The 20,095-nt window shown below is 66.2% G+C and carries 12 protein-coding genes; 4 read left to right on the forward strand and 8 right to left on the reverse strand.

What is annotated here, in order from left to right:
• The first annotated feature begins 8 nt into the window (after positions 1 to 8).
• Complete coding sequence (locus tag HUT07_RS14150) at positions 9 to 3,593, forward strand: M1 family aminopeptidase (protein ID WP_176021466.1); 3,585 nt, start codon at positions 9 to 11, stop codon at positions 3,591 to 3,593.
• Between the two features lie 201 nt (positions 3,594 to 3,794).
• Here HUT07_RS14150 and HUT07_RS14155 read toward each other — a convergent pair whose 3' ends face one another.
• The 6 genes from HUT07_RS14155 to HUT07_RS14180 all read right to left on the reverse strand — a co-directional run bounded on the left by HUT07_RS14155 (position 3,795) and on the right by HUT07_RS14180 (position 10,560).
• Positions 3,795 to 4,100: a hypothetical protein gene (locus HUT07_RS14155; RefSeq protein WP_176021467.1), complete on the reverse strand. Its 306-nt coding sequence runs from the start codon at positions 4,098 to 4,100 to the stop codon at positions 3,795 to 3,797.
• Complete coding sequence (locus HUT07_RS14160) at positions 4,097 to 4,561, reverse strand: GNAT family N-acetyltransferase (RefSeq protein ID WP_176022560.1); 465 nt, start codon at positions 4,559 to 4,561, stop codon at positions 4,097 to 4,099. Before HUT07_RS14160 ends, HUT07_RS14155 begins: the two co-directional genes overlap by 4 nt.
• A gap of 90 nt (positions 4,562 to 4,651) precedes the next feature.
• Complete coding sequence (locus tag HUT07_RS14165) at positions 4,652 to 5,038, reverse strand: SseB family protein (protein WP_176021468.1); 387 nt, start codon at positions 5,036 to 5,038, stop codon at positions 4,652 to 4,654.
• A 130-nt stretch (positions 5,039 to 5,168) separates the two neighbouring features.
• Complete coding sequence (locus tag HUT07_RS14170) at positions 5,169 to 6,884, reverse strand: alpha-amylase family glycosyl hydrolase (protein WP_176021469.1); 1,716 nt, start codon at positions 6,882 to 6,884, stop codon at positions 5,169 to 5,171.
• A complete protein-coding gene (locus HUT07_RS14175) occupies positions 6,884 to 8,371 on the reverse strand; it encodes an MFS transporter (protein WP_176021470.1) in 1,488 nt (495 codons plus the stop codon). The genes HUT07_RS14170 and HUT07_RS14175 overlap by 1 nt, the downstream gene beginning before the upstream one ends.
• On the reverse strand, positions 8,368 to 10,560 hold the full coding sequence (locus HUT07_RS14180; protein ID WP_176021471.1) for a Six-hairpin glycosidase-like protein: 2,193 nt from the start codon (positions 10,558 to 10,560) through the stop codon (positions 8,368 to 8,370). The genes HUT07_RS14175 and HUT07_RS14180 overlap by 4 nt, the downstream gene beginning before the upstream one ends.
• 236 nt (positions 10,561 to 10,796) lie before the next feature.
• Between HUT07_RS14180 and HUT07_RS14185 the strand changes: the two genes are divergently transcribed.
• Entirely contained in the window at positions 10,797 to 12,854 is a 2,058-nt protein-coding gene (locus HUT07_RS14185) for a glycoside hydrolase family 97 protein (RefSeq protein WP_176021472.1), read from the forward strand.
• A gap of 283 nt (positions 12,855 to 13,137) precedes the next feature.
• The gene (locus HUT07_RS14190) at positions 13,138 to 15,897 is read left to right on the forward strand and encodes a TonB-dependent receptor (RefSeq protein WP_176021473.1); all 2,760 of its coding nucleotides are present in this window, start codon (positions 13,138 to 13,140) and stop codon (positions 15,895 to 15,897) included.
• Between the two features lie 391 nt (positions 15,898 to 16,288).
• Here the strand turns inward: HUT07_RS14190 and HUT07_RS14195 are convergent, their stop codons facing one another.
• The gene (locus tag HUT07_RS14195; RefSeq protein WP_176021474.1) at positions 16,289 to 17,902 is read right to left on the reverse strand and encodes an alpha-glucosidase family protein; all 1,614 of its coding nucleotides are present in this window, start codon (positions 17,900 to 17,902) and stop codon (positions 16,289 to 16,291) included.
• 215 nt (positions 17,903 to 18,117) lie between these two features.
• On the opposite strand from HUT07_RS14195, the gene HUT07_RS14200 reads away from it, so the two are divergent.
• Positions 18,118 to 19,116: a polyprenyl synthetase family protein gene (locus HUT07_RS14200; RefSeq protein ID WP_176021475.1), complete on the forward strand. Its 999-nt coding sequence runs from the start codon at positions 18,118 to 18,120 to the stop codon at positions 19,114 to 19,116.
• Positions 19,117 to 19,218: 102 nt separating this feature from the next.
• Here HUT07_RS14200 and HUT07_RS14205 read toward each other — a convergent pair whose 3' ends face one another.
• Positions 19,219 to 20,004, reverse strand: a complete 786-nt coding sequence (locus tag HUT07_RS14205; protein WP_176021476.1) for a dienelactone hydrolase family protein — start codon at positions 20,002 to 20,004, stop codon at positions 19,219 to 19,221.
• Positions 20,005 to 20,095 lie beyond the last annotated feature (91 nt).

Below are 20,095 nucleotides of genomic sequence, written 5' to 3' on the forward strand. Positions count from 1 at the left end.
AGCACCCCATGATCCTCACCTTCTTTCGTTTCGAGCTGCGCGAGCAGCTGCGTTCTCCGCTGCTGTGGCTGCTGGCCGGGCTGTTCGCCCTGCTCGCCTTCGGCGCCGCCTCCAGCGACGCGGTGCAGATCGGTGGCGGCAGCGGCAACGTGCACAGCAACGCGCCCACCGTGATCGCTCAGATGCTGGGCATCTTCACCCTGCTCGGCATGCTGGTCACCGCATTGTTCGTCAGCAATGCGCTGCTGCGTGACTTTGAACTGGGCACCGCCGAGCTGATCTTCGCCAGCCCGGTGAAGCGTCGCGACTATCTGGCCGGGCGCATCGCCGCCGCGCTGGCGGCCGGGCTGCTGGTCTATGTGCTGATCGCGTTCGGCCTGTGGCTGGCGCCGTTCATGCCCTGGGTCGATCCCGAACGCATGGGCCCGATCAGCTGGCACGGCTACGCCTGGACCTTTGCGGTCATCGTCATTCCCAACCTGCTGTTCACCACCGCGCTGCTGTCGCTGCTGGCCGCGTTGACCCGCTCGATCCTGTGGGTCTACATCGGGCTTGTGGCCTACCTGGTGCTGTACGGTGCCAGCGCCGCTCTGCTGCGCGACATCGACAACACCTGGATCGCGGTGCTGAGCGAGCCGCTGGGCATGCGCGCGCTGTCGCGCACCATCCGCTACTGGTCCACCGAAGAGCGCAACAGCGGCATTCCGGAACTGGCCGGCTACCTTCTGGCCAACCGCGCTCTGTGGCTGGGTGTGGCTGCTGCGCTGTTCGCGGCCACCTTCGCTCTGTTCCGTACCGAACGCAGCGGCAGCAGTCGCCGGCGCTGGGGCCGCAAGCAGACGCAGCCGGTTTCCGATGCCGGCGCTGTCCGCCCCAGCCGCATGACGCTTCCGCGGGTGGTACCGGCATTCACTGCGACCACGGCAGCGCAGCAGTTCCTGCGCCAGGTCCGCTTCGATACAGGCGGCGTGCTGCGTAGTGTGCCCTTCATCGTGCTGCTGGTGCTGGGGCTGGCCAACTTCCTGCCCAGTGCGCTGTTCCGGCAGACGCTGTACGGCACCTCCATCTGGCCGGTCACCTCGCAGATGATCATGGCCCTGCAGGGCGCCTTCAGCTGGTTGCTGATCATCATCGTGCTGTTCTTCGCCGGTGAACTGGTATGGAAGGAGCGCGGCGCACGCATCAACGAGGTGACCGATGCGATGCCGGTACCCAACTGGGTGCCGCTGCTGGCCAAGTTTGTCGCCCTGCTGGCAGTGATCGCCTGCTTCCAGGCAGCCGGCGCGCTGGCCGCCATGGGCGTGCAGCTGGCCAAGGGCTACACCCATCTCGAACCGCTGCTGTACCTGCGCAGTCTCGCGCTGGATTCGGTGGTGTATATCCTGATGGGCGGGCTGGCGCTGGTGCTGCAGGTGCTGACCAACAACAAGTTCTTCGGCTATGCGCTGCTGATCGTGGTGATGATCGGCCAAGGCGTGCTGGGGATGCTCGACTACACGCAGAACATCTACAACTTCGGCAGTTGGCCGATCGCTCCCTATTCGGACATGAACGGCTACGGCCACTTCCTGACCGGGCAGCTGGCCTTCCAGGGCTACTGGGCGCTGTTCCTGCTGGCATTGATGTGCCTGGCATCGGCGTTCTGGGTACGCGGCGTCAGCCAGGGTCTGCGCCAGCGGCTTGCCCTGGCCGGGCGGCGCCTGCGTGGCCCGACCGGCGCGATGGCAGCGCTGGCCGCCGTCGCGTTCATCGCAGTAGGCGGCTGGCTGTACTGGAGCACCAACATCCGCAACGATTTCCTTTCGCCGGACCAGCAGTTGGACCTGCAGGCCCGTTACGAACGCGAACTGTCGAAATACCGCAACCTGCCGCAGCCGCGCATCATCGCCGTGGACAACCGGGTGGACCTGCATCCCGAAACCCAGTCGATGGTGATCGACGCCAACTGGACGATCCGCAATACCCACGCCGCGCCCATCCAGGAGGTGCACGTGGCCACGGCCGACGACAAACAGCTGGTAGCCGTCGACCTGGGCGGACAGACGCTGTCGATGCACGACGCCGACCTTGGCTACCGCATCTATCGCCTGGCCACGCCGTTGCAGCCGGGCGAAGAGCGCCGCATCCATTTCCGTGTGGTGCAGCAGCCCCATGGCATCACCGCGGATCAGGCGCCGAGCAACATCGTCGACAACGGCAGCTTCTTCAACAGCCGCGTACTGCCGTCCTTCGGCTACAATGAAAGAGTTGAGATCAGCGACCGCAACGAGCGGCGCAAGCGTGACCTCGGCGAGCCACGGCGCATGCCCAAGCTGGAGGACGAAGCCGCACGCGCGAACACCTACGTCACCAACGACGCCGACTGGCTCGACTTCCGCAGCACCATCTGCACGGCCCCGGACCAGGTGGCGCTGGCCCCCGGCTACCTGCAGCACGAGACCACGGTGAACGGGCGGCGCTGCTTCAGCTATGCGATGGACCGGCCGATGCTGAACTTCTACGCCTACCTGTCGGCACGCTGGGAGGTTCGCCGGGCGAAGTACAAGGACATCCCGATCGAGGTGTATTTCGATCCCGCCCATGGCTACAACGTGGACCGCATGATCGACGCGGTTCAGAAGTCGCTGGCCTACTACGAAGCCAACTTCACTCCGTACCAGCATCGCCAGGTACGCATCATCGAGTTCCCGGGCTACCAGCGCTTCGCCCAGTCCTTCGCCAACACCATTCCCTATTCGGAGTCGATCGGCTTCATCGCCGACCTGCGCGACCCGGACAAGGTGGACTATGTGTTCTACGTGACCGCCCACGAAGTCGCGCACCAGTGGTGGGCGCACCAGGTGATCGGCGCCAACGTGCAGGGCGCAACCGTGCTGTCCGAATCGCTGTCGCAGTATTCGGCACTGATGGTGATGGAGCAGGAATATGGTCGCCAGCACATGCGCCAGTTCCTCAAGCGCGAGCTGGATGGCTACCTGTCCGGGCGCGGTGGCGAGGCCATCGAGGAGCTGCCGCTGGAGCGTGTGGAGAACCAGCAGTACATCCACTACCAGAAGGGCTCGCTGGTGTTCTACCGCCTGCGCGAGGAAATCGGCGAGGAGGCGCTGAACCGCGCCCTGAAGCGTTTCCTGCAGGACAAGGGCTACCAGCAGCCGCCGTACACCACCTCGCGGGAGCTGCTGGCCTACATCCGCGCCGAAACGCCCGCCAACCGCCAACAGCTGGTCACCGACCTGTTCGAGAAGATGAGCTTCTACGACAACCGGGTGTTGGCCGCCAGCGCGCGCAAGCGTGAGGATGGCCGCTACGACGTGACCCTGGACCTGCATGCCAGCAAGCAGTACGCCGATGGCAAGGGCAAGGAGACCGCCGGCAAGATGGATGACTGGGTGGAGATCGGCGTGTTCGCCAATGGCCCTTCCGGAAAGGAGCGCGACCAGAAGGTGCTGTACCTGCAGCGTCACCACATCACCACGGGCGAGCCGAAGATCACGGTGACGGTGGACGCGAGGCCGGATGAGGCGGGCTTCGATCCATACAACAAGCTGATCGACCGGGTGAGCGTTGACAACCGGCGCAAAGTGACGATGTGATGTGAGCGGGGTGCCGGCCTTCGGGTCGGCACCGTTTGCGGAAACATCCACGCATGGCGTGGATCTACTGGGATGCATCCACGCATGGCGTGGATCTACTGGGATGCGTCCACGCATGGCGTGGATCTGCCCGAACGATGCGATGGCGGAAGTAGATCCACGCCATGCGTGGATGCTGTACTGCCCGGCTGACGCCCTCGGCTACGCTGCGGGGCTCTGCGAACCGGCCTTCGGCCCCAGCAAGGCCAGCAGCACGTAGACCACGATCGAGGCGACGGTACCGAGCGCTGCCGGCAACCCGAACGCCCATGGCGACCGCCCCTGCAGCCTTGCCCAAGCGCCCAGATGCCAGGCCGCCCCCAGGTTGATCAGCCAGGCGATGACGAACACCGGCCACTGCACGAAACCGACCGCGCGCAGCAATGGCATGGCGATGAGTGCTGCAACGATGGCCGCGATCAGGAAGACCAGGGCGAGGCGGGAATGGCGTACCGACGTGGCGGTCATGCGTCCAGCTCCCGTACCATCACCAGCACCCGATAGCCGTGGCTGTCGGCTTCCTGCAGGGGCCTCCAACCCAACCGCGCGTAAAGGCCGCCATCCAAGGCCTCCGTCTGCAGGTACAGATGCGAGACGCCCATGCGCACCGCCCGCGCTGCGGCCTGTTCGACCAATCCGCTGGCCAGCCCACGGCCACGATGACTGTCCGCCACGAACACGCTTCCCAGCCAGTGCTCGTATTGAGGGAACGCCTGCATCTCCCGGCGTTTAAGTTGCACCGCCCCGACCACCTGATCACCATCGAATGCGGCGATCAGATGCGGAAAGCCTTCGGCATCCTGCGGCTGGTTGAGCCGCTGCAGTTCCTGTTCCTGCGACAGGCCGGCATCCCGGCCCCATTGCGCGTTGTACCACTGTGCCAGCTGCCGTCTTTCCGGCGCGTCAGCCGGTAGCCCCCTGAATTCCATGGCGAAGCCTCGATCCCTTTGTATTGCAAGAGGATCACGTACGGCCGCCAATTGGAAGCGCACGAGCGACAACGTGACGCCGCGGAACGGTCAGCCCTGAGCGAAATCCTTCAGGATCTCGCCGACGCCGCTGGGCGAGATCTCAAAGCCCAGCGTGGTGCCCGGGTTGATCACCACGCCGTACCCCCCCGGCACGCGACGCAGCACATCCAGCATCAACCAGCGGATCTGGTGTTCGGCCTGCTGGTTGAAGACACCCACTCGCGCCGGATCGGTGAACACCGCCACGTGCAGGGTGCCCTGCTTGTCGAACAGCAACGGATCGAAGCCGCTGCCGTCGGGGGTGACGAGGCTGCCGGTCAGCAGCACCACCTCGGAGGCGACGAAGGCTTCCATGAAGGCGCGGATCGGCACCGTGCCGTCCATCGCGGCCTTGAGCAGGGTTTCGATCGGGGTCTGCGGGGCAAGGTCGGTCATGGCGGCTGTGACAGGGAGGTAGGGGGGGGCCTATTGTAGAGCCGAGCCCACGCTCGGCTGCGCTTCCACGAACTGTGGATGGCGGCAGCCGAGCGCGGGCTCGGCTCTACAAGCGCCCGGCCCGGACCTCTCAGCGCTTCAACCGCTGGTCGCGCGCCTGTTGATCGCCCATGGCCTTGTCCAGCTCGGCCTGCAGCGCCGGCTGCTTCACGTCCGCATCCAGTACAAACACCTTCACCCCGTGCGCAGGCACATCCGCCTTCAGCGCCCCCGTCACCTTCACCTGGCCACCATCCAGCGCGTCGCGCCAGGTCCCCGCCTGCAGGTAGCGGTCCACGTTGAAGGTCTTCGCGGCATCGCCCTTGTTCAACAACACCAGCGCAGTCTGCGCCACGTCGGCGTGCTGCAATACACGGAAGAACACCGCTTCATTGCCCTGCAGACGCTCGTTCACCTGCAGACCGCGCTGCAGCGCCGGCGTGGCCTCACGCAGCTTGGCGATGCGCTGCAGCGGCGCGAAGATCGGGCTCTGCGGGGCGGCATCCACGCGCGGCTGGCCGAAGTAGGCGCGGTTGCCGGCGTGTTCCGCACGGCCGCGCATGAAGCCGGTTTCCGAGCCGTAATAGACCACCGGAATGCCACGCGCGGTGAACAGCCAGTTGTGCGCGTCGATGAAGCCGCTGTCGCTGGCCTGCAGGCGCGGCATGTCGTGGTTGTCGTAGAAGCTCATCAGCTCGTACGGGTTGGCGTACGGGCCACCGGTCAGGTGCAGCGGCTCGGACAGTGTTTCAAAGCCCTTGCCGGCAGTGCCGAAGGTCTGCTCCAGCGCGCCGCGCAACGGGAAGTCGAGCACGCTGACATTGGCATTCGCCGGCCAGGTGTGTTCGGCGATGCTGGCGGCGTTGTAGTCGAACGCTTCGCCGAACATGAACATGCCCGGGTGCTGCGCGCGGATGCGGTTGACGAACTCGTGCCACCACGGATGCGGCAACCAGCCGATGGTGTCGATGCGCAGCGCATCCACGCCCTGTGCGGTCCACTGCAGGTAGGCCCCTACCAGGTAGTCCATCACTGCCGGGTTGTCCTGGTTGAAGTCGCTCAGCTCGGCCAGGTTGCCATCGAAGATCGAGCCGTCCTTGCTGTCGACCGGTCCGATGTTGTTGTAGAAGGCGTGCAGCGGATTGTGCTTCGGGTCCAGCTTCTGCGGCGGCAGGTTCTGGTGGTCGGCAATCAGCGCGCCGTTCTTGTCGAAGATCTGGCCGAACTGCGGCTGCCGCTTCGGCATGGTCCACGCCGGCGACCCATGGTTGCCGACGATGTCCAGCACCACCTTCAGGCCGGCGCCATGCAGGCCTTTGGTCAACCCGGAAAAGTCCAGGTCTTTGCTCGGCAGGTGTTCATCAAGTTTGTAGAAGTTGATGCCCCAGTAGCCGTGGTAGCCGGTCTTGCCACGGTCGGTCAGGGTGCTGGTGCAGCTGATCGGTTTGCTGCCGGTGAACGCTTCATCCGGGTTGTCGACGATGGGGGTGATCCATACCGCACCGAAACCGAGGTTGCGGATGTAGTCGGCGTTGTCGAGCACGCCACGGAAATCACCACCGAGGTAGCCGATGTTGCCGTCCACCTTGTCCGGGCATGGCACCGGGATATCGAACGTACGGTGCTTGCCGCCCTGGTCGCGATGGTCGTTGGACGGATCGCCGTTGACGAAGCGATCGGTGACCACGAAATACACCGCGTCGCTGGCGAACGGCTCGGTGGTGCCAACATAGGCAGGGCGTGGCGCAGCCGCGGCGTGGCCGGCAAACAGCACCAGGGAAACAGCAACAGACAGGGCACCACGCATCACACCACCTCCGGACGGGACGGAACCCGCAACACGCACAGACCCGCAATCAACAGACTGCAGCCACCCAGCACCAGCACATGCATCGGCTGGCCACCCAGCCACGCGCGCAGAGCAAAACCGAGCGCGCTGGCCGCGACCAGCTGCGGGATCACGATGAAGAAATTGAAGATGCCCATGTACACGCCCATCTTCGCCGCCGGCACGCTGTCCGACAGCAGCGCATAGGGCAGCGACAGGATCGAGGCCCAGGCAAAACCCACACCGACCATCGACAGCAGCAGCCACTGCGGATCGTCGATGAACATCATCGAGATCAGCCCTGCCCCGCCCAGCCACAGGTTGACCAGGTGGCTCCAGCGCAGGCCGATCGCCCGCACCATCGGCGGGATCAGCAGCGCGGCCAGTGCGGCGAAGCCGTTGTAGGCACCGAACAGCACACCCACCCAGTTGGCGCCTTCGTTGTAGGCCGCCGATTCGACGTCGGTGGAACCGAAGTGCATGCCCGCAACCGCGCGCGTGGTGAAGATCCACATCGCGAACAGTGCGAACCACGAGAAGAACTGCACCCAGGCCAGCCGGCGCATGGTGATCGGCATCGCGCGAAGGTCACCGACGATGGCGGCCAGCATGTGCGTGCCCGGCAGTAGCCGCGCCGCCGCCAGCAGTGCGCCGTAGCCCGCGCACAGGCCGGCCAGCACGTACAGCATCCTGTCGCCCTGGCGCCACGCGATCAGCGCCGCCAGCAGCATGCCCACACCCAGCCACAGCCCCACCTGCGACCACGGCGCCGGGCCGTTCACTGCGGCAGCGGCGTGGTGCGCCGGCGGTTCGGCGTCATCGAAGCCAGCCAGCTCAGTGGGCGAATACTCACGCGTGCTGACCACGGTCCAGGTGATCGCGGCCAGCAGCACCACCGCGCCGAAGTAGAACGCATAACGCACGGTATCGGGCACCTCCCCCGCCGCTGCTGTGTTGGCCACGCCGAAGTGAGCCAGGATGAACGGCAGGAAGCTGGCCACGATCGCGCCGACGCCGATGAAGAAGCTCTGCATCGCATAGCCGGTCGGACGCTGCCGCGGTGCCAGCTGGTCGCCCACGAAGGCACGGAACGGCTCCATCGACACGTTGATCGAGGCGTCCAGCACCCACAACGTGCCGGCCGCGATCCACAGCGTCGGTGAGTTCGGCATCACCAGCAGGGCCAGCGTGGTCAGCACCGCGCCGATCATGAAGAACGGGCGGCGCCGTCCCCAGCGCGTCCAGGTGCGGTCGGACAGGTAGCCGATCACCGGCTGCACCAGCAGGCCGGTCAGCGGTGCGGCGATCCACAGCCCCGGCACCGCCTCCATGTCCGCACCCAGCGTTTCGAAGATGCGGCTGGCGTTGGCGTTCTGCAGGGCAAAGCCGAACTGGATGCCAAGGAAGCCGAAGCACATGTTCCAGATCTGCCAGAACGACAATTGCGGCTTCGCAGGACGACTCATCGTGCGTCCTCTGCTGCCGCCACCGGCGCGACCTTCAACGCCTGCACCTGGGCCTGATTGAGCACACCGTCGCGCCCGCCCTTGCCGCCGGTGTAGTGCGCGAAGTGCTGCAGCGCGCTCATGTTGAAGCCCTCTTCCAGGGTGACCGTGCAGCGGCCCCTGGGTACCGCGAAGGTTGCGGCGGTCGAGTCCTGCGCTGCCACGCTGTGCGGCAGCGCCACCGTGTGCCGCTGCGGCGCCTGGCCCTTGCACTGTACGGCCAGCTGTTTCACCGCCGCAGTCACACCGGTGTTGATCGGGCCGTTCGGGTTGCTGTACTGCAGGCGCAGGCGCACGTGGCCCGCCTTGGCGGCGTTGAACTGCCACTGCCGGCTGCCCCGCAGCACCTGCTGCGGGCCAAGGCAGACCATCGGGCTGTGCAGTGACTCCAGTACACCTTCGCGACGGGTCAGGCTCAGGCAGTGCTGCAGGCCATCATCGCCGATGCGCACCTGACCCTTGCTGGCCGTGGCCGCAACACCGTCCTGCCACAGCACCTGTCCGGCGGCGACCGCGACGGTCCAGCCCTTGCCAGTGCGCTTTGCCTGCGGCGCCAGCGGCGTGGCCGGTGCACGTGCATTGGCATCGGCGCGCGGCACATCACGGCTCGCCGCTACGGGCGCGGCGACCAACTGCACGGTCGTCGTGGCACCGCGCGTGCGCGTCTTGCCCGCGACCAGCAAGCCAGCGCCCACCTGCTTCGGGCGCTCCAGCACATAGCGCTTGCCGCCCGACTCCAGACTGATCCGCTTCTGCTTTCCGAACAGTTCCGGCACCAGCTCGGCCGGCAGCTTGGGCTGCACGCGACCGTCGTCCTGCACGCCGAACACACCCTCGGTCACCATCGACAGATAGCCGGCCACCGACCACAACTGGCGCTCGGAATTGACCACCGGGCCGCTCAAGGCGCCTTCGTCCACGTGCACGGCCTGGGTGATCAGCTCGTAGTTCTCCATGTTGGAGCCGGCCAACGCCGCCCCCTGCATCAGCGAGCGGATTTCGGCGGCGATGCGCGGGGCGTCGTCCACCTTGCGCGCCGCGCGCAGCGAGTACGCGCTGACGAACGGCCAGATCGCGCGGTTGTGGTAGATCGGCTGCTGCGCCTCCTGCGGCCATACCACCGGGCTGCCAGCGGCGCCCATCGGATAGGCCGCCAGCGCCCGGCGCGCACGCTCAGCAGGCAGCACGTCGGCGAGAATGCCCAGTGACAGGCCGAGCAGATCGATCTTGGCGTACGGCACCGGGTGCGCCGCTTCGCCGATGTAACTCATGTACTGGCCCATGTCTTCGCGCCAGAACCGTGCGTCGATCTGCACCGCTAGTGCGTCGGCCCAGGCCTTGTACTGCTCGCTACGTTCGTCGCCCAGCTGCGCGGCCATCTGCTGCGCCAGGCGCAGGGCCCGGTAGTGCAGCACGTTGGTGGACAGTGCATAGGAGTCACCGATGAAGCGCACGTCCTCGCGCGTCCAGTCCGGATAGGTCTGCTCGCGCCAGTCGAGGAACGAGGTCTCGCCGCGATACAGGCCCATCTGCGCGTCGAATACCATCGCCCGGTCCTGCGCCAGGGTGCCCTGCAGCGCCTGCCAGACCTGCTCGGCAAACACAGGGTCATCCAGCAGGTGGCGAGCGGCGAGGAACCACACCACGCGGTCACTGCTGATCGGCCAGCTGCCGCCGGAGCCGGTGTCCTGGGCCACGAACAGGCCGGGCGTATGCCCGTCGCGCGCCGCCGACAACTTGAACTGCAGTGACTGCCGGGTGCGCTTCGGGTCCAGCTTCGCCAGCGCCAGGTCGGCAGCGAAGCTTACGTCGCGCGTCCACACATACGGCCAGCGCGCGCCGGTCTGGAAGCACTCACACGGTACTGGGCGGCCTTCGTCGAAGGCCGGATCGCGGATGGCATCCACGCGATCCTGGTCCATTTCCTGCTGGGCAAGTGCGAACAGCGCGTCGAACATCACGCTGCCGGTCTGGCTACGCATGGGCGCGGCGGCGATGCGCACCTCGCCCTTGGGCGCATGCAGGACGAAGCTGCCCTTGGCAGCGGATTCGGCGCGCGCCTGGCGGCCGTCGAATGTCAGGTCGGCCGCGTGCGCGGTCGTCCCCAGCGCTGCCCCCAGGGCAGCGGTCAGGCAAATGATCTTCAGCATCGAAGCGGCAGACCGGCTTGCGCCTGTCGACCTCCCTCCCTCTCTGCACCGTTGTGGGTCCGCACTGCCGTTGCCGGCGTGCGGGCGCGGCACCTCCCTCAAGGTGCCCTGGCCCCATGGTAGACGCGGGGCTGTCTGCTGCGTCCAGCTGCATACGTATTCATGGCGTGCGGCACCGGCGCACCTGCCGCGCTGGCTTATGGTCCGGGTCTGTCAACGGCGCCTTGGGAGGGGTAATGCCGACGTCACCCACAACGGTACGCGCAGTGTTCGCGCATGCCTTCGGCCTGGCCCTGCTGGGGCTGACCGCACTGGCGCACGCCGCCGCACCGCAGATCGCCAGCGTCGAATCACCGGGCAAGGTACTGAAGGTCAGCCTGGTGCTGGACGGCGGTACCGCCCGCTACCGCGTCGAACGCCTCGGCCAGACCGTGGTGGCCGATTCAAAGCTGGGTTTTGAACTGCGTGATGGTCGCCTCGACCGCGACTTCAGCCTGCTCGCGCAGGAACGCCGCAGTGTCGACGACCGCTGGGAACAGCCGTGGGGCGAACGTCGCCTCACCCGCAACCACTTCAACGAACTGACCGTGCACCTGGCCGAAACCACCGGCAGCAAGCGCCGGCTGGACCTGGTGTTCCGCGTGTACGACGACGGCCTCGGCTTCCGCTACGTGTTTCCCGAGCAGCCAAACCTGCGCGAGGCGCTCATCGATGACGAACTGACCGAGTTCGCCATCGCGCCGGAGTCCACCGCCTGGTGGATACCCGCTGGCGAGCCGATCCACTACGAATACCTGTACCAGCGCACGCCGCTGCGCGAAGTGCCGCTGGTACACACACCGATGACCCTGCGCAGCCACGATGGCCTGCACGTGGCCATCCATGAAGCGGCGCTGGTCGACTACGCGGGCATGTGGCTGCGACGTATCGAGGGTCAGCGCCTGCGCGCGCAGCTTTCGCCTTCGGCCGAAGGCTGGAAGGTACGCCGCGCCCTGCCCTTCGCCACGCCATGGCGCACCCTGCAGATTGCCGACCGCGCTGGCGGGCTGGTCGAGTCCGACCTGATCCTCAACCTCAACGAGCCCAATGCGCTGGGCGATGTGAGCTGGGTGAAACCGGCCAAGTACCTGGGTGTGTGGTGGTCAATGCACCTGGATGAGGAAAGCTGGGCGACCGGACCGAAGCATGCCGCGACCACAGCGAAGACGCGGAAGGTCATCGACTTCGCCGCCGCGCACGGCTTCCGTGGCGTGCTGGTGGAAGGCTGGAATCCGGGCTGGGATGGCAACTGGGTCGGCAACGGCTACGACTTCGATTTCACCCGCGCCACGCCGGATTTCGACATCGAAGCCCTTTCGGCGTACGGGTTGAAGAAGGGCGTGCACCTGATCGGCCACCATGAAACCGGCTGCGCGATCGAGCACTACGAAGATCAGCTGGGGGCCGCGCTGGACCTGTATGCGCGGCTGGGCGTGGACCAGTTCAAGACCGGCTACGTCTGCGACGACGGCCAGGTTGATCGCCGCAATCCGACCGGTGGCCCGCTGTGGCGCGAGTGGCACGACGGGCAGTTCATGGCTCGCCATCACCTGAAGGTGGTGCAGGAAGCCGCGCGCCGGCACCTGTCGGTGAACCCGCACGAACCGATCAAGGACACCGGCCTGCGCCGCACCTATCCGAACTGGATCTCGCGCGAAGGCGCACGTGGCATGGAGTACAACGCCTGGGGCCAGCCACCGAACCCACCCGAGCATGAGGTCAACCTGGTGTTCACCCGCATGCTGGCCGGGCCGATGGATTACACCCCCGGCATCCTCAGCCTGAAGGGCCGCCACGGCCAGGCCATTCCCAGCACGCTGGCCCGCCAATTGGCCCTGTACGTGGTGCTGTACAGCCCGATCCAGATGGCCGCCGACCTGCCCGAGCACTACCTGCAGCACCGCGAGGCGTTCCGCTTCATCGAGGACGTCGCGGTGGACTGGGAACAGAGCCGCGTGCTCGATGGCGAGGTCGGCGACTACGTGACGATCGTGCGCCGCGACCGCAACAGCCGCGACTGGTTCCTCGGCAGCATCACCGATGAGAATGGCCGCGTGCTGCCGGTGTCGCTGGGCTTCCTGGAACCGGGCGTGCGCTACCGCGCCGAGATCTACCGCGATGGCGATGGAGCGGATTTCCGCAGTGATCCGTTCGCCTTCAAGCGCGAGACCCACGAGGTCAGCAGCACCGATTCACTCACCCTGATGCTGGCCCCGGGCGGTGGGCAAGCGATCCGTTTCACACCGATCCGCTGAACTGAACGGTCTTCCGGCCTGCGCGCCGCTGTAGCGCCCGAGCCCACGCTCGGGCCGCGGTGCGCAGCACCGGAACGCAACCGAGCATGGGCTCGGCGCTACGGAACGATGCACCTGAAAGCGATTACAACCCTGCGAACGCCATTGAATACGTATGCAGGGTGATTCCCACGAAGAACGCGCTGCCTACCATAGCGGCGACGACAGCGGCCACCGCGTCGCACGTCCTCGACAACATCGGGACGACCACGAATCGCACTACAACATTGCCTGGGAGGGGAAAATGTTGAACCACAAGCGCAGTGCGCTGAGCATCGCGTTGGCCGTCGTACTGACGCCGTCGCTGGCAGCAGCACAGTCCACGCAGAGCACCGAAACCCCGGCAACCGGCACCGCAGCCACCAACCTGGATACCGTCCAGGTCACCGGCATCCGCCGCGGCATCGAAAGTGCCATCGCGACCAAGCAGGACGCCACCTCGGTGGTCGAAGCGATCTCCGCTGAAGACATCGGCAAGCTGCCTGATGTCAGCATCGCTGAATCGATCTCGCGCCTGCCCGGTCTTGCCGCACAGCGTGTGGCCGGCCGTGCGCAGGTGATCAGCGTGCGCGGCCTGTCACCGGATTTCGCCACCACCCTGCTCAACGGTCGTGAGGTGGTCAGCACCGGCGACAACCGTGGCGTCGAGTTCGACCAGTACCCGTCCGAGCTGGTGAACGGCGTGACCGTGTACAAGACCCCGGATGCGGCGCTGGTCGGCCAGGGCCTGTCGGGCACCATCGACATGCAGACCGCACGTCCGCTCAGCTTCCCCGACCGTGTCATCGCGGTCAGCGGCCGCTACCAGAAGAGCTCGTTGGGCCGCGCCGCGGACACCGATCCGTACGGCAACCGCTTCAGCGCCAGCTACATCGACCAGTTCCTGGACAAGACGCTCGGCATCGCCATCGGCTACGCGCACAGCGACATGCCGATCCAGGAAAACCAGGTCGGCCTGTACGAACCGTGGACCACCGAGCACACCACCAACGGCAACCGCCCCGGCGTTGCCGCTGGCACCTATTTCACCGACGGCATCAAGGCGTTGCGCCGCACCGGCAACAACAAGCGCGACGGTGTCATGGCCACGATCCAGTTCCGGCCGAACAACAGCTGGACCAGCACCTTCGACGCGTTCCATACCGAGGCGGAGCAGATCGACACCGCCAACCAGTTCGAGCTCAACCTCAGCAACTACAACGGCAACTACACCCCGGGCCTGCTGGTCAGCAATCCGCAGGTCAACGCCAATGGCACCTTCACCGGTGGCACCGCCAGTGGCGTGTACCCGCTGGTGCGCGGCATGTACAACAAGCGCAAGGACAAGATCGATGCGTTCGGCTGGAACAACGAGTTCACCTTCGGCAGCGTCAAGCTGGTTGCCGACCTGAACTATTCCAAGGCCACCCGTGACGAGCTGAACCTGGAAAACAACCTGCAGCTGACGCCGATGCCGCAGCTGGATACGGTGGGCGTGCAGTTCCGCCAGGATGGCTTCTCGCAGATCAGTCCGGGCCTGAACTACTCGAACCCGGACGCGCTGTTCCTGACCAACACCATCTACGGTTCCGGTTACGGCAAGGTGCCGCAGGTGGAAGACCGCCTGAAGGGCGGCAAGCTGGCCGCAACCATCGCCCTGCCCGAGGCAATGGCCTCGTGGGCACCGGACCTCGATATCGGCGTCAACTATGCCGACCGCCGCAAGGTGAAGACGCAGTCTGAGGGCAACATCCTGCTGGGCGCACAGGGCGATGCCAACATCGCATCGGATCTGCAGTACCGCCCGGTCAACCTCGGCTTCGCCGGTCTGGGCACCATCCCGGCCTGGAACGTGCCGGGCGCGGTCGGTCGCTACATGACCTTCAACCCGGTCGACAACCTGGACTACCTGATTCCCAAGTCGTGGACGGTGCAGGAAAAGATCACCACCGCCTGGGCGCGCCTGAACATCAACACCGACATCGGTGTGGTCGGCGTGCGCGGCAACATCGGCGTGCAGATGCAGCACACCGACCAGAGCTCGGACTCGCGCTACTGGGACAGCTCGCAGGCGGCCGGCAACAACATCCAGCCCTATTCCGATGGCCGCAAGTACAACGACTGGCTGCCAAGCTTGAACCTGGCCTTCATGTTCCCGCACGAGCAGACCCTGCGCTTTGCTGCCGCCAAGCAGGTTGCGCGCCCGCGTGTTGACCAGATGCGCGCCGGCCTGGAGTTCGGCGTGGATACCGCTACCGGCCGCCCGGGCGGCAGTGGCGGCAATCCGTTGCTGGATCCGTGGCGCGCCACCGCGCTCGACCTGTCCTACGAGAAGTACTTCGGCGAGAAGGCCTACGTGGCCGCCGCGATCTTCTACAAGGACCTGAAGAGCTACGTCTACACCCAGTCGGTGGACAATTACGACTTCACCGGGCTGCTGGGCAACTATGTGCCGCCGCCGGGCATGGTGGTGCCGGTGCTGCCCACCGGTACGTTCTCGACCCCTGAAAACGGCAAGGGCGGCACGCTGAAGGGCCTGGAGCTGACCGCGTCGTTCCCGCTGGACATGCTGACCGACAGCCTGCGTGGCTTCGGCGTGCAGGCCAGTGCGACCTTCAACAAGAGCGACATCCAGATCCTCGATCCGGAAAGCGCCTCCAGTGTGGGCAGCGATCCGATCAGCCTGCCCGGCCTGTCCAAGCGCGTGTACAACTTCACGGCCTATTACGAGCGCAGCGGCTTTGAGGCACGCGTCAGCCAGCGTCGTCGTTCGGACTTCATCGGTGAAATCGGCAACTTCAACGGCAACCGCACCCTGCGCTACGTGGTGGGCGAGAACGTGACCGATGCGCAGATCAGCTACACCTTCAGCGACAGCAGCAGCCTGCGCGGGCTGACCCTGCTGCTGCAGGGAAGCAACCTGACCAACGAGCCGTACCGCACCTACGCCGGCACCAAGGATCGCCCGCTGGAGTACATCGAGTGGGGCCGCACCTACATGCTGGGCGTGAACTACAAGTTCTAAGATCAGGATCAGTAGTGCCAGGCCATGCCTGGCAGCGGCATCAATCGACAGGACCGGAAACCCGCTGCGCAGGCAGCGGGTTTTCTTTTGCGCGAGTGTCGGCAGGTGATCGACGAGGCCCATCCACGCATGGCGTGGATCTACTGAAAGGGCGCCACGGCCTTCGCACGGTCCGAAGTCAACGGGTGGGCAGGTCCACGCCATGCGTGGATGCCCTCCCACCGACACGCCTCCCCGGTAAATCCACGCCATGCGTGGATGCCCTCCCACCGACGCGCCTCTCCGGTAGATCCACGCCATGCGTGGATGCTCTGCGCCGCAACCGCGCCCACAAAAAAGGGACGGGGCGCTTCGGCCCCGTCCCCGCAAGTACCGCCACCGGAGAAATCGGTCAGCTGCGTCGTGCGCAATACACCGCGCGCGGTGGCAGCTGGAGTTCATTGCCTTGCACCGTCCCCGCATCCGGGCCCGGCACGGCCACCTGCTGCCAGGTGCCCGCCGGCAGCGGATGGGTCACCGCCTCGGCAGACAGGTTGAAGGCCAGCAGGAGAGTTTCATCTGCAAGCATACGCTCGAACAGCAGCACTGGCTCGGTACTGTCCAGGAATCGAATGTCACCGTGCAGCAGGACCGGCTGGGTACGGCGCCAGGCCAGGAAGCCACGGAAGGCCGACAGCACCGAATCAGGGTCCTGCGCCTGCACCGCCACGGCCGCAGCCTGGTGCTCGGCCGGGATCGGCAGCCACGGCTGGCCGGTGGTGAAGCCGGCCAGCGGCGCGTCGATCCACGGCAGCGGCGTGCGGCAGCCGTCGCGGCCCTTGAAGTTCGGCCAGAAGGTGATGCCATACGGGTCCTGCAGCGCCTCGAACGGCACCTCGGCCTCGGCCAGTCCCAGCTCCTCGCCCTGGTACAGGCAGACCGAACCGCGCAGTGAGCACAGCAGCGCGACCAGCATCCGCGCCAGGCGCGGGTCAGCCGGATGCCCGCCCCAGCGGCTGACCGCCCGCTCCACATCGTGGTTGGACACGGCCCAGCACGGCCAGCCCTGGGTCATCGCCGCTTCCAGGCGTGAAACGGTGTCGCGGATGTAGGCCGCGCTGTAGTCGTTGACCAGCAGCTCGAAGCTGTAGCCCATGTGCAGGCGGCCGTCCTGGGTGTATTCGGCGGTGGTCGCCAGCGAATCCTCCGAGGAGATCTCGCCCAGGCTCACCGCCCCCGGGTACTCGTCCAGCAGCGCGCGCAACTGCTCCAGGAACGGCAGGTTTTCCGGCTGCGTGTTGTTGTAGTAGTGGTACTGGTAGGCGTACGGGTTGTCCGCGCTGAAGCCGCGACCCACCCGCTTGTCGGCCGGCTTGGGCGGGTTGTCGCGCAGCTGCGCGTCATGGAAGCAGAAGTTGATCGCATCCAGGCGGAAGCCATCCACGCCCCGGTCCAGCCAGAAGCGGACGTTGTCCAGGGTCGCCTGCTGCACCTCAGGGTGGTGGAAATTCAGGTCCGGCTGGTCGACCAGGAAGTTGTGCAGGTAGTACTGCTCGCGGCGCGGTTCCCACTGCCAGGCACCGCCGCCGAACAGCGACAGCCAGTTGTTGGGCGGGGTGCCGTCCTCGCGCGGGTCCACCCACACATACCAGTCCGCCTTCGGGTTGCTGCGGTCCTGCCGGCTCTCGCGGAACCAGGCATGCTCGATCGAGGTATGGCTGAGCACCTGGTCGATCATCACCTTCAGGCCCAGGCCGTGGGCCTTGGCCAGCAGCCGGTCGAAGTCGTCCAGGCTGCCGAACAGCGGATCGACATCGCGGTAATCGGCGATGTCATAGCCGAAGTCGGCCATCGGCGACCGGAAGAACGGCGAGATCCAGATCGCATCCACGCCCAGCGCGGCGATATGGTCCAGGCGCTGGATGATGCCCGGCAGGTCGCCTACCCCGTCGCCGTTGGCGTCGAGGAAACTGCGCGGGTAGATCTGGTAGATGACGGCTCCGCGCCACCATGGATAGTGCGACATCGACAGCCCCCCTCCGGGCATGCGGGACCCGCTGCAAGCGGGCTGAAAACCAAGTCCCGCAAGCTTAGCGGGGGCCCGCGACGATGGCGCCGCCTGCATACGTATTCACGCCAGACGCCACGGTCGGTCGCGTGCGGCGCAGGCCTGGGACCCGGTTTCCTCCCCAATTCACAGGCAACGCCTATAATCAGGGATGAGCCTGAAAGCCTGATCGCATGACCATCACTGAAGACACCCGTCCCGCCCTGGGCCTGTCCCAGATCCAGTCGCTTGCCGCAGCCGACATGGCTGCCGTCGATGCCCTGATCCGCCGCCGGCTGTCCTCGGATGTGGTGCTGATCAACCAGATCGCCGACCACATCATTTCCGCGGGTGGCAAACGCCTGCGGCCGATGCTGGTGATGCTGGCCGGCCATGCCGTCGGCGGCGCCGGCCCCGAGCACCACCAGCTGGCCGCGATCATCGAGTTCATCCACACCTCCACCCTGCTGCACGACGACGTGGTGGACGAATCCAGCCTGCGGCGCGGCCGCAGCACCGCCAATGCCCTGTGGGGCAACGCGCCCAGCGTGCTTGTGGGCGACTTCCTGTACTCGCGCAGCTTCCAGCTGATGGTCGAGCTGGACCGGATGTCGGTGATGCAGATCCTGGCTGACACCACCAACCGCATCGCCGAAGGCGAGGTGCTGCAGTTGCTGCACGTGCATAACCCGGACACCGACGAAGCCGCCTACCTGCGCGTGATCGAGCGCAAGACCGCGGTGCTGTTCGCCGCCGGTACCCGCCTGGGCGCGCTGGCCAGCGGCGTCGATGAAGCCACCCAGCAGGCCCTGTACGACTACGGCATGCACCTGGGCTACGCCTTCCAGATCGCCGATGACGTGCTGGATTACTCGGCCAACGCCGACGAGCTGGGCAAGAACCTCGGCGACGACCTGGCCGAGGGCAAGGCCACGCTTCCGCTGATCCACGCGATGGCGCATTCGGATGAGGCCACCCGCCAGCGCCTGCGCGCGATCGTGCAGAACGGCGACGCCTCGGCGATGCCTGAAGTACTGGCCGCGATCCACGCCACGGGTGGCCTGGAATACAGCCGCCGCCGCGCCGAGGAATATGCCGAAGCCGCCGAGCGCGCGCTCGACGGCCTGGCCGACAACGATGCCGTCGCCGCCCTGCGCGGCCTGGCCCGCTACGCGGTGCAACGCTCGCATTGATGGGGAGGTGTGCCGACCAACGGTCGGCATCCACCAAACCAGCATTCCGGTGCGTGCCGACCGTTGGTCGGCACGCCTTTCGCAGCCGAGCATGGCTCGGCTCTACATGAAGCGCTCCTCGAAGAACTCATCCAGCGCCTTCCAGGCACGCTTGGCGGCCCGCTCGTTGTACTGGCAGCCCGGCGGGCTGTTGGCATCACGCTCGGCAAAGCAGTGCACCGCACCGCTGTAATTGGTGAACTCCCAGTCCACCTTGGCCGCATCCATTTCCTTCTGGAAGCTGCCGATATCCTCGGCGGTCACGCTCTTGTCGTCGGCGCCGTTCAGCACCAGCACCGAAGGATGGCTGCCGCCGGCCTGTGCCGGCAAGGGCGACCCAAGCCCGCCATGCAGGCTGACCACCCCCGCCAGCGGCGCGCCGGCGCGGGCCAGTTCCAGCACCGTGGTGCCACCGAAGCAGAAGCCCACCGCGCCGATCCGGCTGGCGTCCAGCGGTGCCTTGCCCGCCTGTGCCTTCAACACGTTGACCGCTTCTAGCGCCCGCGCCCGCAGCAGCGGGCGGTCGTTGCGCAGCTTGGTCGCCACCGGCCCGGCCTCGGCATCGGTCTTCGGTCGCACGCCCTTGCCGTACACATCGGCCACCAGCACCACGTAGTCATCGCCGGCCAGCTGCTTGGCCTTCTCGATGGCCGATTCGTTCACGCCCTTCCAGTTCGGCACCATCACCAGGCCAGGGCGCTTGTCATCGTCGCCATCGTCATAGACCAGCACACCACTGAAGGTCGTGCCCTGGTGCTTCCACTCCACCGGCTGGGTCTTCATCGCCGCCCACGCTGGCATCGCCGCCAGTCCCAGTACCATCGCCACGCCGCAACGCCAACGGTTCATGCGCCTGCTCCATCGAGAGGGAACCCGAAGTGTACGTGTCTGGTGTGAAGCAGAAGCAGGAACCGCGGTAATCACTTCAGCCCCGCAGAAA

Origin of the sequence: Stenotrophomonas sp. NA06056 (assembly GCF_013364355.1) — a bacterium.
Classification (GTDB): domain Bacteria; phylum Pseudomonadota; class Gammaproteobacteria; order Xanthomonadales; family Xanthomonadaceae; genus Stenotrophomonas.

What these genes read in the sequence shown, in the direction of transcription:
- HUT07_RS14170 (WP_176021469.1), bottom strand. Translation starts at nt 6,884, where the DNA reads ATGCGTGGTGCCCTGTCTGTTGCTGTTTCCCTGGTGCTGTTTGCCGGC.
- HUT07_RS14195 (WP_176021474.1), bottom strand. Translation starts at nt 17,902, where the DNA reads ATGTCGCACTATCCATGGTGGCGCGGAGCCGTCATCTACCAGATCTAC.
- HUT07_RS14155 (WP_176021467.1), bottom strand. Translation starts at nt 4,100, where the DNA reads ATGACCGCCACGTCGGTACGCCATTCCCGCCTCGCCCTGGTCTTCCTG.
- HUT07_RS14160 (WP_176022560.1), bottom strand. Translation starts at nt 4,561, where the DNA reads ATGGAATTCAGGGGGCTACCGGCTGACGCGCCGGAAAGACGGCAGCTG.
- HUT07_RS14200 (WP_176021475.1), top strand. Translation starts at nt 18,118, where the DNA reads ATGACCATCACTGAAGACACCCGTCCCGCCCTGGGCCTGTCCCAGATC.
- HUT07_RS14190 (WP_176021473.1), top strand. Translation starts at nt 13,138, where the DNA reads ATGTTGAACCACAAGCGCAGTGCGCTGAGCATCGCGTTGGCCGTCGTA.
- HUT07_RS14185 (WP_176021472.1), top strand. Translation starts at nt 10,797, where the DNA reads ATGCCGACGTCACCCACAACGGTACGCGCAGTGTTCGCGCATGCCTTC.
- HUT07_RS14150 (WP_176021466.1), top strand. Translation starts at nt 9, where the DNA reads ATGATCCTCACCTTCTTTCGTTTCGAGCTGCGCGAGCAGCTGCGTTCT.
- HUT07_RS14180 (WP_176021471.1), bottom strand. Translation starts at nt 10,560, where the DNA reads ATGCTGAAGATCATTTGCCTGACCGCTGCCCTGGGGGCAGCGCTGGGG.
- HUT07_RS14205 (WP_176021476.1), bottom strand. Translation starts at nt 20,004, where the DNA reads ATGAACCGTTGGCGTTGCGGCGTGGCGATGGTACTGGGACTGGCGGCG.
- HUT07_RS14165 (WP_176021468.1), bottom strand. Translation starts at nt 5,038, where the DNA reads ATGACCGACCTTGCCCCGCAGACCCCGATCGAAACCCTGCTCAAGGCC.
- HUT07_RS14175 (WP_176021470.1), bottom strand. Translation starts at nt 8,371, where the DNA reads ATGAGTCGTCCTGCGAAGCCGCAATTGTCGTTCTGGCAGATCTGGAAC.